Source organism: Mesorhizobium sp. B2-4-14 (genome assembly GCF_006442155.1).
Taxonomy (GTDB): Bacteria; Pseudomonadota; Alphaproteobacteria; order Rhizobiales; family Rhizobiaceae; genus Mesorhizobium.
Genome location: NZ_VFVA01000001.1, coordinates 206088 through 218194 on the forward strand (window position 1 = coordinate 206088; position 12107 = coordinate 218194).

The 12107-nt window shown below is 64.1% G+C and carries 13 protein-coding genes; 7 read left to right on the forward strand and 6 right to left on the reverse strand.

From position 1 onward, the window contains the following. Positions 1–7 precede the first annotated feature (7 nt). From FJ938_RS01025 to FJ938_RS01040, 4 genes are all read right to left on the reverse strand, one after another. Complete coding sequence (locus FJ938_RS01025) at positions 8–1084, reverse strand: PotD/PotF family extracellular solute-binding protein (RefSeq protein ID WP_140690388.1); 1077 nt, start codon at positions 1082–1084, stop codon at positions 8–10. A gap of 39 nt (positions 1085–1123) precedes the next feature. Then, positions 1124–1783 (reverse strand): XRE family transcriptional regulator, encoded by a 660-nt coding sequence (locus FJ938_RS01030; RefSeq protein ID WP_140690391.1) that lies wholly within the window; start codon positions 1781–1783, stop codon positions 1124–1126. A gap of 170 nt (positions 1784–1953) precedes the next feature. Next, positions 1954–3735, reverse strand: coding sequence for a chloride channel protein (locus FJ938_RS01035; protein WP_140607233.1), 1782 nt, complete (start codon positions 3733–3735; stop codon positions 1954–1956). Between the two features lie 190 nt (positions 3736–3925). Next, the gene (locus tag FJ938_RS01040) at positions 3926–4225 is read right to left on the reverse strand and encodes a putative quinol monooxygenase (protein ID WP_140690394.1); all 300 of its coding nucleotides are present in this window, start codon (positions 4223–4225) and stop codon (positions 3926–3928) included. A 116-nt stretch (positions 4226–4341) separates the two neighbouring features. Between FJ938_RS01040 and flhA the strand changes: the two genes are divergently transcribed. From flhA to FJ938_RS01075, 7 genes are all read left to right on the forward strand, one after another. Next, a complete protein-coding gene (gene flhA, locus FJ938_RS01045) occupies positions 4342–6429 on the forward strand; it encodes a flagellar biosynthesis protein FlhA (protein WP_140690397.1) in 2088 nt (695 codons plus the stop codon). Continuing rightward, positions 6426–7178 (forward strand): flagellar biosynthetic protein FliR, encoded by a 753-nt coding sequence (fliR, locus tag FJ938_RS01050; RefSeq protein ID WP_140690400.1) that lies wholly within the window; start codon positions 6426–6428, stop codon positions 7176–7178. Before flhA ends, fliR begins: the two co-directional genes overlap by 4 nt. Position 7179: 1 nt before the next feature. Further along, on the forward strand, positions 7180–7572 hold the full coding sequence (locus tag FJ938_RS01055; RefSeq protein ID WP_140690403.1) for a hypothetical protein: 393 nt from the start codon (positions 7180–7182) through the stop codon (positions 7570–7572). A 112-nt stretch (positions 7573–7684) separates the two neighbouring features. Further along, a complete protein-coding gene (locus tag FJ938_RS01060; RefSeq protein WP_140690630.1) occupies positions 7685–8224 on the forward strand; it encodes a rod-binding protein in 540 nt (179 codons plus the stop codon). Positions 8225–8236: 12 nt separating this feature from the next. Then, positions 8237–8662 (forward strand): hypothetical protein, encoded by a 426-nt coding sequence (locus FJ938_RS01065; RefSeq protein WP_140690406.1) that lies wholly within the window; start codon positions 8237–8239, stop codon positions 8660–8662. Between the two features lie 29 nt (positions 8663–8691). Further along, entirely contained in the window at positions 8692–9213 is a 522-nt protein-coding gene (locus FJ938_RS01070; RefSeq protein WP_140607239.1) for a hypothetical protein, read from the forward strand. A 219-nt stretch (positions 9214–9432) separates the two neighbouring features. Further along, positions 9433–9717: an SCP2 sterol-binding domain-containing protein gene (locus tag FJ938_RS01075; RefSeq protein ID WP_140690409.1), complete on the forward strand. Its 285-nt coding sequence runs from the start codon at positions 9433–9435 to the stop codon at positions 9715–9717. A gap of 81 nt (positions 9718–9798) precedes the next feature. Here the strand turns inward: FJ938_RS01075 and FJ938_RS01080 are convergent, their stop codons facing one another. Then, positions 9799–10467 carry an N-acetyltransferase gene (locus FJ938_RS01080; RefSeq protein WP_246673127.1) on the reverse strand — a complete coding sequence of 223 codons (669 nt, stop codon included), beginning with the start codon at positions 10465–10467 and terminating at the stop codon, positions 9799–9801. Between the two features lie 160 nt (positions 10468–10627). After that, positions 10628–11761 carry an ornithine/lysine decarboxylase gene (gene odc2 / locus FJ938_RS01085; protein WP_140607241.1) on the reverse strand — a complete coding sequence of 378 codons (1134 nt, stop codon included), beginning with the start codon at positions 11759–11761 and terminating at the stop codon, positions 10628–10630. Positions 11762–12107 lie beyond the last annotated feature (346 nt).

Sequence of the window (12107 nt, forward strand, 5' to 3'; positions counted from 1 at the left end):
CAGCCGGTCAGTTGCCGGCCATCAGCGCGGACCACTTCTCCTGCGCCACCGCGAAGTTCGGGACCCAGAACTTGAAGTTCTGCTTGTAGCCCTGCTTCTGGCGCTCGGGCGTGTTGGTCAGGAAGGCGGCGACGGAAGCGTCGACCTTGGGCTGCGCGTCGCTGTTGATCGGCGTATAGGAAGTCTGCTCGGTCAGGACCTCCTGGGCATGCTTGCCGAGATAGGCATTGAGCAGCGCGTAGGATGCGTCCGTATCCTTGACGCCGACCGGGATCGTCATCTGGTCCATCACCACCAGCCAGTCCTGCCAGGCCGGCGCATATTTGGCGCCGTTCTTGACGGCGGTCATGGCGCGGCCGGTCCACATCATCAGCATGTCGGCCTCGCCGGACTCCGCCAGCTGCTGCGATTCAGCCCCCGTCTTCCAGAAAATGGTATCGGGGCCGAGCTTGCGGACCACGTCGATGGCCTTGTCGATATCGGCCACGGTCATGGCCTTCGGGTCGCCGCCGGCAACCTTGAACGCCTGTTCCAGCAAGCCGCCGGTCGGGCTGCCGGAGCCGTCGATCCCGCGCACGCCGGGGAATTTCTGGGTATCGAAGAAGTCCGCCCAGCTCTTGGGCGGGTTATCCTTGTACTTTTCCTTGTTGTACATCAGCACGACGCCATAGTTCATCGCCGGCACCGAGCATTCGCCGACCTGGCCTGCCGGAATCTTCGAGACGTCGAGCTTCGTCAGATCCAGCTTCTGGAACAGCTTGCCGCAATAAACGTAAGGCGGCAGGTCGTCGGTGTCGACGACATCCCAGGTGACATTGCCGGACTCGACCTGCGCCTGCAGCTTGGCGATCTCGGTCGGCCCGTCATTGAGCAGCTTGACCCCGGACTTGTCGACGAACTCCTTCAGCGCCGCCGCCTGGCCGTCCTGGTAGATGCCGCCGTAGGAGACGAACGTCAGGGTCTTGCCCTTGAGCGACCCCTCCTTCACCTCGCCTGCCACCGGCTTGTCCTGCGCAAAGGCCGCGCCTGTCAGGACACCGAGCGCCAGAACGGCGCCAAACCTTGCATATCTCGATTTCAACATGACACTAACTCTCCCATTCATGCCCGCGTTTTGATCGGACTACCTGGCCGCGAGCGGTTTCCAGGCCGTGTATTGATCGAGTTCGGCGCGCGCCGAGGTCGGCGGCGCGATGATCCACATCACTTCGGCTCGGCCACCGCCGATGTTCTCGCTGCGATGCGGCGTCGATGTCGTGTATTCGATGCTGTCGCCCTCTTCCAGGACATGGCGCGCCTCGCCGAGCGAGACCTCGACGATGCCGCGCAGCACGACGAGCATCTCGTGCGCGTCGCCATGCGTGTATTGGTCGTGCCCGGTCGAGCCGCCTATGTCGAATTCGCCGACATAGACCTCCATGTCGCTCAGCGGCGGGCGCGAGAGCAGCATCTTGCGGCAGCCGTCGCTGGGCGGCAGGCTCGGCCGCTCGCTGCGCCGAAGCACGCCGTGGTTCCGCGCGGCACTTTCCTCGAACAGCATCGCGACGCTGACGCCAAGCGCCGAAGCCATCTGGTTGAGCGAAGCGGTGCTGGCGCCGGTCAGGCCGCGTTCGAGCTGGCTGATGAAGCTGGCGCTGGTCCCGGTCGCCTCCGCGAGGTCGCGTAATGACAGCCTGCGGGCGAGGCGAAGGCCCTTGAGCCGCATGCCCAGCACCTGATGGGCATGGGTCGCGGCTGATGCGTCGAGCGTCTTCACTGAAGCCTGGCCGGAAGCCCTGCCCATGCCGTCTCCTCACCTCACTTAACGAAATGTACAGTACCACTGTACAGCTGGCAAGCCGCGCATGAGGCCAGGACCGCGGCACTATTCGGGCCAGGCTTGCAGCCAGGAGGATATTTGCGCCGGAGCAGGATGTGTCTGCCGGACGACACGAGGACGGGCAGGAGAATCCCCTACCCTTCGCCGGAAAGGTCCCGGCGCGCCTTTTCGAGCTCCTCGGCATAGCGCCGCATCAAATGGCCCTCGGTCAGCAGGCCGAGCACGATGTGATCGGTGAAGTCCTCGACCACGGCCAGTTCTTCGGCGCCGGCGCGCTGGAACGTCTCGGCGGCCGCCTGCACGTTCATGCTTGGCACCAGAACGGCATCCTTGTACTGGGCCAGATCGCGCACCGGCACATCGTCATCGGAGGGGTCGCTGTGCAGTTCGGCCACGATCAGCACGCCGACATACTCATCACCCGGGTCGACGGCGATAACGCGCTGGGCAGAGCCGAGCGGGATTTCCTTGCGGAAGGCGGCAAGCTTCGTCGAGGCATCGATGGTCTTGATGTCTTCGCGCATCATCGAGCCGACGGTGAGGCTGCGCATCCAGCCGACGTCGTGGGCGCTGCGGATGGTCTCGCCGCGCAGATGGAAGCGCCATGTCGAGAACGAATAGCCGAAGGTTTCGCGCACCAGGATCGCCGCCATGATCGAGGCCGCCAGCACCACGCCGGTGAGCGTCAGGTCGCGGGTCGATTCCAGCGCCAGGAAGGTCATCGTCAGCGGGCCGCCGACAACACCGACGGCAAGCGAAGTCATGCCGACGACGGCGGCGACGGCAGGGTCGATGCCGGTCGCCGGTGAGACGAGCGCCATCACGCCGGCGAACGCCTTGCCGAGCAGCGCGCCGAGGAACAGCGAGGCGAAGAACAGGCCGCCACGAAAGCCGGAGCCTAGGGAAATGGCCGACGCTGCCAGCTTCAGCACGAAGACGCTGGCCACCGCCGCCAGCCCGTAATTCATGGCGAATTCGCGATGCAGCGCGCCATGGCCGCTGGACAGGACCTGCGGCGTAACCAGGCCCAGCAGGCCGACAATGACACCGCCGATGACGGGCCGCACCGAGGCATCGATCGACAGTTTGGCAAAGCCGCGTTCGATCAGCGTCACCAACTGCATGATGGCGATCGAAGCGGCACCGCCGAGCAGGCCGAGCAGCAGGAACGGCACATATTGGCTGGGCGTCAGTGCCGGCAGGCCGGCGAGCTCCAGCGGGAACGGCACGCCGCCGAACACTTCCGCTGTCAGCGAGGCCGAGATAGCGGCGGTCATGACAGGCGCGACGTTGGCGACCGAATAGATGCCGATGACCAGTTCGAAGCCATAGAACGCGCCAGTCAGCGGCGCGTCGAAGGCGGCGGCGATGGCCCCGGCCGCGCCGCAGCCGACCAGGATGCGGACATCGTTGCGGCGCAGCCTGAAGATGCGCGCCAGCCGCGATGCCAGGCCGGAGCCGACCTGTGTATAGCCGGCTTCCAGCCCGACCGAGGCGCCAAAGCCGCTCGAGATCATCGTCTGGCAGACGATGACGAAAGTATCGGTGAGCGACATGCGCCCGCCATAGAGCGCATTGGCTTCGATCGGATCGACGGGTGTGCGGAACTTGCGCTTTCTCAGCCAGATCACGCTCAGACCGAGCAGGATACCGCCTATTGCCGGGACCAGCGCCTGCATCGGATTGGCGAGCGAGAACATGCCGGAAAGCCGGCCGCCAGGTTGAACGCCGAACAGCAAGCCGTGCAGGTCCTGCACGATCTGGCTCATCGCGGTGACCAGAATGCCCGCCATGACGCCGACAACGCCAGCCAGGATGACCACGGCGATGCCGCGCGCCTCGAGCAGAGGAATTGACCTCAGGAGCACCGCGCGCATCCGGCGGGCGTAGACTTCGCTGTGGGTTCTGGAAAGCACCGGGGCGGCTCGCCGAAATGAAAGGCAATGGAAGACCCGCCTGATACGCCGGGCGGCTCGGCAAGACAACCACAATGCCGACATCAAAGGCGCCATTATGGCCGAGAGACCGGCTGATTTCGATCTTTCCCGCCCCTTGGTCGTGAAGCCACCGGTTCCGCCGTCAGTCGGTATCCTGATTGTTATTCGATCAGGTCGGCATAGGCTCGCCGGCCTCATAGAGCACGAGGCTACGCTCACCAATGCTGAGTGCCGGCCAGCTTGAACGCCACTCGGCGATGTGCGGCGAGCGGAAATGCGCATCGAGTGCCGCCTTGTCGCGCCATACCTCGGTGACCCGGATCAGCCCCGCGTCAAGCACATCCCGCGCATAGGAATATTCAAGGCAGCCGTCCTCGCCACGGCTGCCCGAGATCATGCGCTCCATCGCGGGCCTTGCCTCCTCGAACATATTGGGAGGCAAACGGATCGTACCGATGATCAGGAGCATGGGTCTTCCTTCTTGCGTTGCATCCGGTTCGGCCACTCTCCCACCCTCGCGCAAGCTTGGCCAGCTACCCTCGCCGGGCTGTCGCATGCTTGGCGGCCCATGGTTCGAGGACGAGAATGGCGATCAGCGAAAGCATCCAGCCCGGCGCGGTGGCCAAGAACGGCCGCGACATCTTCTTCGCGCTCGGCATCGTCGTCATCCTGGCGGTGCTGTTCCTGCCGATCCCCGCCTTCCTCATCGACATCGGCCTCGCCTTCTCGATCGCGCTTTCGGTGCTGATTCTGATGGTGGCGCTGTGGATCCAGCGGCCCCTCGATTTCTCTTCCTTTCCCACCGTGCTGCTCATCGCCACCATGCTGCGGCTATCGCTCAACATCGCCACCACGCGGATGATCCTGTCGCATGGCAATGAGGGCACGCACGCCGCCGGCTATGTCATCGCCGGCTTCTCAAAGCTGGTCATGGCCAGCGACTTCGTCATCGGCCTGATCGTCTTCATGATCCTGATCGTGGTGAACTTCATCGTCATTACCAAGGGCGCCACCCGTATCGCCGAAGTCGGCGCCCGCTTCACCCTCGATGCCATCCCCGGCAAGCAGATGTCGATCGACGCCGATCTCTCCGCCGGCATGATCGACGAAAAGACGGCGCAGTTGCGCCGCCGCGAACTGGAGGAGGAATCGTCTTTCTTCGGCTCGATGGACGGCGCTTCGAAATTCGTCCGCGGCGACGCCATTGCCGGCCTCATCATCACCGCCATCAACATCGTCGGCGGCATCGCCATCGGCTATATCAGGCACGGCATGGGCATGGGCGAAGCCGCCGACGTGTTCATCAAGCTGTCCGTCGGCGACGGCCTGGTCACCCAGATCCCGGCGCTGATCGTGTCGCTCGCCGCCGGTCTGCTGGTCTCCAAGGGCGGCACCCGCGGCTCCACCAACCAGGCCGTGTTCGGCCAGCTCGGCGCCCATCCGCGCGCCCTCTATGTGGCGGCGGCGCTGCTGGTGCTGCTCGGCCTCATGCCTGGCCTGCCATTGTTTCCCTTCTTCGCGCTCGCCGGCGGCATGGCCGGCCTCGGCTACGTCATCCCGATGCGCCACAACCGCGCCGTCGCCGAAGCCGAGGCGCTGAAGAGCCAAGAGAAGGCGACCAAGGCCGAGGAAGAGAAGAACTCGGTCAAGGCCTCGCTCGCCACCGCCGAGATCGAGTTGCTGATCGGCAAGCAGCTTTCGACCCGGCTGCTGGTCTCGCATCAGGAACTGGTCTTCCGCATGGCCAAGATGCGCAAGAAATTCGCCCAGCAATACGGTTTCGTCGTGCCGGAAGTGCGCGTTGCCGACGATTTCGCCATCCCGCCGAAGAGCTACCAGATCAAGGTGCACGGCACGGTGGTCGCCGAATATTCGATGCGTGTCGGCGAGATCATGGTGCTGCTCGGCAACCGCGAGCTGCCCGAAATCCCGGGCGAAGAAATCCGCGAGCCCGCCTTCGGCATGCGCGCCTATTCCGTCATGGAAACCTTCGCCGAGGATTTGAAGCGCGAGAACTTCACCTTCGCCGACAACATGTCGGTGCTGCTCACCCATCTCTCGGAAGTCATCCGCAACAACCTGCCGCAGCTTCTATCCTACAAGGACATGAAGGCGCTGCTCGAACGCCAGGACCAGGAATACCGCAAGCTCGCCGACGAGATCTGCACCACGCACATCTCCTACCCAGGGCTGCAGGCGGTGCTGAAGCTGCTTCTTGCCGAGCGCGTCTCGATCCGCAACCTGCACCTGATCATCGAGGCGATCGCCGAGATCGCGCCGCATGTGCGCCGCACCGAGCAGATCGTCGAGCATGTCCGCATCCGCATGGCCCAGCAGATCTGCGGCGACCTGTCCGAGGGCGGCGTGCTCAAGGTGCTGCGCCTCGGCAACCGCTGGGACCTTGCTTTCCACCAGAGCCTCAAGCGCGACGCCAAGGGCGAGGTGCGCGAATTCGACATCGATCCGCGCCAGCTGGAAGAATTCGGCCAGGACGCCACCAAGGCGATCAAGAAGCACCTGGAAGCCGGCGAACGTTTCGTCTTGGTCACCGCGCCGGACGCCCGCCCCTATGTGCGCATGATCATCGAGCGCCTGTTCACCACGCTGCCGGTGCTCTCCCACGTCGAAATCGCCAAGGGCGTCGAGATCAGGGTGCTTGGAACCATATCGTGAGCGTTCTCTCGCAAGCGGTCGTCATCGCGGCATTCCTCGCCTTCTGCCGCATCGGCGCCTGCTTCATGCTGATGCCGGGCCTGTCCAGCGCGCGCGTCCCGATGCAGGTCAGGCTGTTCGTGGCGGTGGCCGCGACCGGCGGCCTGCTCGCCTTCCTGTGGGACCGCATCTTTCCCTTTGTCGATCCGCGCCCTCAGATCCTGGTGCCGATGATCATTTCGGAACTCCTGGTCGGCGGTCTGATCGGCGCCATGACCAGGCTCTACATGGAAGCGCTGCGCTTCATGGGTTCGGCCATCGCCATGCTGATCGGCTATGGCGGCTCGGGCGGACCGGCGATCGAGGAGCCGGAACCGCAGGCCGCCCTTGCCGCCGTCATCTCGTTCTCGGCGCTCTTGATGCTGTTCGTCTTCGATTTTGATCATGAGATCGTGCGTGCGCTGGTTGCCTCCTATACGGTGGCGCCCGTCAACGTCTTCTTCAATCCGCAGGCAGCCCTCGTCGACATCACCGACACGGTGTCGGACACCTTCTTCCTGGTCATCCGGCTCGGCAGCCCGTTTGTCGCCTATGCCATTCTGGTCAATCTGACGATCGGCTTCGTCAACAAGCTGACCCCGCAGATCCCGATCTATTTCATCTCACAGCCCTTCGTCATCGCCGGCGGGATGATCATCTTCTATTTCGCCGTCGGCACCATGCTGTCGCTGTTCGTCAATGGCTTCGTCGACCTGACGCTGGCGAGGTGACATGAGCACGCGCAAGGATCGCCTCAAGAAACTGGTCAAGGTGCAGGAACAGCTGAAGGCGCTCCATGAAACCCGTCACGCCACCTTCCTGGCCGCCGCCAACGCTGCCGAGGCAGAGGCCAGGGAATTGATCGGACACTTCGACCAGGACAATTCGCTTTCCGGCCTGTTCCCTGATCTCTATCATCGCCGCATCGCCCAGGCGGTGGTGCGCCAGGAGAAGAGCCTGGAGGGCGCCAGGCAGGAAGCCGGCCTCATCGCCGCGGCAACCGCCCGCACCAACATGGTCGAACGCGCCTACAAGGATGTGCGCGACCGAGACGAGCGCGAGCGCTCCGATCGCGAACGTCTCGACCTAATCGCGCAGAAGCAGACCCACGAAGCCGACGAATAGGCCGGGCCATGGCCCGCAAGCCTGCCACAAGCTTGTTGAGGCATGGTCTGGCTAAAGGAAAACCGGCAAAAGGCGGACTTTCTTGGCGATTTCTCCACCCAGCGACATCGTTATGGATGTCGCCCGAGCCGCGGAGCCGGCGGACATCGAGGCTGCCCGTGCCGCGCTGACCAAGCGTGCCGGCGGTGCCGCAGGCACGTTCTCGGTCGACGCCGCCGCATCGGTCGACGCCGGCTCGATCCTGTCGCGCGCCTCCGCCGAACACGCCGCCGGGACCGATCCGGCCAAGAAGTTCAAGAAGTTCGAGGCCATGGTGCTGCAGACCTTCATCCAGAACATGCTACCCAAGGACACCGAGGGCGTGTATGGCACGGGTCTCGCCGGCGACATGTGGAAATCACAGCTTGCCGAGCGCGTCGCCGACATCATGGCCGATCGCGGCGGCATCGGCATCGCCAAGTCGCTGCTCGCCGACCACTATCTCGACGGCAAGCGCAAGGTGCCGATCGGCCCGGTTTCAAATGGACCGGAAAAGACCGAGATCGATCGGCAAACCCGTCTGTCCACCTCGCTCGTCCAGGAATTGCAGCGCAAGGCCGCCAGGTCGATGACCGGCGACGAGACAACCATAAAAACAGACATCAAGATCTAGACTGGAAACACCATGGCCGACTCATCCGAATTCACCGCCAATCTGCCAGCGCGCGCGACTGCGTCGGAAGCGTCGATTCCGTTCGCGCGCCCCGGAAATCTTGCCGCCATCATCGGCCGCATCGAGGAGGTGGTCGAGGAAGAGACCGCCGGCATCCGCAGCGACACCAGCTATGACCTCAAGGCCTCGAATGCCCGCAAGAGCCGCTATCTCTACGAATTGACGCGCGCCATGAAGGGCGGCAGCGAAGCCGAATTCCTCGAACAGCACCGCGAGGGCCTGACCCGGCTGCGGCAGAAGCTGGCCCGCAACGAGGCGGCGATCCTGGCGCATCTGAGCGCCGTCAACGAAGTCGCCAGCCTGCTGCGCAGCGCTATCCAGCGCGCCGAAACCGACGGTACCTATTCCGCCGGCGAGTTCGGCAGGCTGAAAGGTTAGAGCGCGACAATGTCGGGCTCGGTCTCCGAATGATCAAGGTCATCGCCATCGCGGTCTGGGTGTGCGCCGCCACGCTGGGCGCGGTATTTTATTCGTTCCAGGCCGCCGGCGAACGCGGCGTCGGCGAGAAACCCAAGCCGATGCTGGGCGGGCTGGACTACGTCAAGACCGACATCATTTCGGTGCCGCTGATCCGCGATTCCAGGATCGACGGCTACTTCCTGGCCAAGCTCGTCTACACCGTCGAGCCCGAGCAGATAAAAAAGCTCTCGGTCCCGGCCGAGGCATTGATCACCGACCAGGTCTACACCTACCTCTACGCCAATCCCCAGATCGACTTCACCAAGAGGGCGACGATCGACCTCGATGCCTTTCGCGCCGCCATCCGCGACACTGTCAATACCCGTGTCGGCGCGGACCTCGTGCATGAGGTTCTGGTCGACCAGGTCAATTTCCTGAGCAAGGACGAGATCCGCGACAACTGGCTGCGCCGCCGGCAGGAATCCGGCACAACCGCACCCGAGACGGCCAAGCCGGTCAGCGCGCATTGACGCCACCCGGCACGGCCACGCACCGATGGTCCCGGCTGTTCGCCGGTGCGGCGATAGGAACCAGCCGCTGCAATTCGCGTTGACGTAAACGTCAATCCAAAGCTATATGCGGCAGCGATTGTGATCGCCACAGATGCGGCATGGGCTTCGGCCGGACCGAAGCGCCGTTGCGCGACAGGTGCAACCAGACAAGCAGATGCAACCAGACAGGAGAACAGCGTGAGCGTTCAGGAGATTGCCGAGAAGATCAAGTCGCGCGTGGCCAGCAGCGGGTTCGATCGTTCCGTGAAGTTCGACACCGGCAGCGACGGCGTCATCGTCATCGACGGCGCAACTGTTTCGACCACCGACGCCTCCACCGACTGCACCATCAAGCTCTCGCTCGACGATCTCGATTCGCTGATATCAGGCGATCTGAACCCGACCATGGCGTTCATGACCGGCAAGATAAAGGTCGAGGGCGACATGACGGTCGCCATGGCGCTCAGCCAGTTGATCGGCTGAGCACAGCCGCCGATCGCTTCACCGATCACGAAAAACGCCGCCTTATCGGGCGGCGTTTTTGTTCGGGTTCGGGTGGATGATTCAGGCCGCCAGAGTCGGCGCCTGCGCCTTCAGCTTGCGGCCGGATGCCTTCAGCGTACCCCGCGCGCCGTCAAGCGCGCCCTCCACCAGCTCCAGCGCCAACAAGCGGTGCCGCTCGTACGGCCCCGGCATGGCAAGCGAGCCGGTCTTGGTGGCCGAAAAGCCGAAGCGTCCGTAGTAAGGCGCATCGCCGACCAGCAGGATCGCCGCGTGGCCCAGCCGCGCCGCCTCGGCGATGGCATGGCGCATCAGCACCGAGCCGATGCCGGCATTCTTGATCGACGGATCGACGGCAAGCGGGCCAAGCAGAAGTGCTGCCGGACCGGCCTCGCCGAGCGTCACATCCCACAGCCGCACCGTGCCCATGACGGAGCCGGATGCATCGCGCGCAACGAAAGCCAGGCCTTCGGAAGGCCGGCGGCCGCGCCGCAGTTTTTCGGATGACTTTGTCTTGCGCTTCGGCCCCATGGCGTCGTCGAGCAGCGCCTCGCGGGCCGCGACGTCACCAGCGGTTTCGGCAATGACGACAATGGCGCGGGCACTCTCCCCCCTTGAGGGGGAGATGTCGCCAAAGGCGACAGAGGGGGTCGCGCGTGAAGCGCCAACATCCATACGCCGCAGGAGGTCGCATCCGGTCGAACCGACCCCCTCTGGCCACTTCGTGGCCATCTCCCTCTCAAGGGGGGAGATTCCGTGCGCGGCGTCCTCAACAACGAAATTTGCAATGTCCATTTCCGCAATCCTTCACGAGCGGAGATCTGTTCCACAAGCGAACCCGGGCGGGCGACAGGCGCCCACCTGGGATGATCTGACCGGCTCTTTCGAACCGTCAGATCACGTAGGATCGGAGAGGCTCGAAGCCGTTGAAAGCGACCGCCGAATAGGTGGTCGTGTAAGCGCCGGTGCCTTCGATCAGCACCTCGTCGCCGATGGTCAGCGACAGAGGCAGCGGGTACGGCGTCTTCTCGTACATCACATCGGCCGAATCGCAGGTCGGGCCGGCGAGCACGCAAGGCGCGGTCTCGCCGCCGTCATGCGCGGTGACGATCGGGTAGCGGATCGCCTCGTCCATCGTCTCGGCCAGACCGCCGAACTTGCCGATGTCGAGGAACACCCAGCGCACATTGTCGTTGTCGGCCTTCTTCGAGATCAGCACGACTTCCGACTTGATGACGCCGGCATTGCCGACCATGCCGCGGCCCGGCTCGATGATGGTCTCGGGCAGCGCATTGCCGAAATGCTTGCGCAGCGCCGAGAAGATCGCCTGGCCATAGGCTTGCGCCACCGGCACGTCCTTCAGATAACGGGTCGGGAAACCGCCGCCCATATTGACCATCTTGAGTACGATGCCTTCCTCGGCCAGCGTCGAAAACACCGTCTTGGCGTCGGCGAGCGCACGGTCCCAGGCGGTCAGGTCGGTCTGCTGCGAGCCGACATGGAACGACACGCCATAGGCGTCGAGGCCGAGGCCCTTGGCATGGCGCAGCACGTCGACGGCCATGGCCGGCACGCAGCCGAACTTGCGCGACAGCGGCCATTCGGCACCCTCGCCATCGGTCAGCACGCGGCAGAACACGCGCGCGCCGGGAGCGGCGCGGGCGATCTTCTCGACCTCCTCGACGCAGTCGACCGCGAACAGCCGGATGCCGAGCTGGTAAGCGCGGGCGATGTCACGCTCCTTCTTGATGGTGTTGCCGAAGGAGATGCGGTCGGCCGGCGCACCGGCGTCCATCGCCATCTCGACTTCGGCAACGGATGCGGTGTCGAAGGACGAGCCCATCGCAGCAAGCAGGCGCAGGATCTCCGGCGCCGGGTTTGCTTTCACCGCATAGTAGATCTTGGAATCGGGCAGCGCCTTCTCGAAGGCGCGGAAATTGTCGCGCACGACATCGAGATCGACGACGAGGCACGGGCCGGTCGGACGTCGGGTGGCGAGAAAGTCGAGGATGCGCTGGGTAGCCATCGGTATCTCCATCACGCCTTTCGGCGCGCGCAAGGGTGCGGACGCGGGCTGTCGGCCTCGCGAACACGCGGTCAAACAAAGGCGGGACGGAAAATCCATGGAACCAGCCGGTGGAGACCCCGGAACCATGAAACGCCGTCTCGCGGCGATGAACCTAGCCTTGCCCGGCTTCGGTTCGCTTTGTCTGCCTTGGCTTGGATTGGGAGAACCCCGTTCCGCACTGCCGGCAATGAAGGTGTGCCTCTTCAGTAACCCCGGTCTTTGGACAACCGGCAGAGAACCAGAAAGGCCCGCACCGTCGTTGCTTCAAGGTGTCCTCGGTCTGGCGGTTGGCCGCTAAACCGAC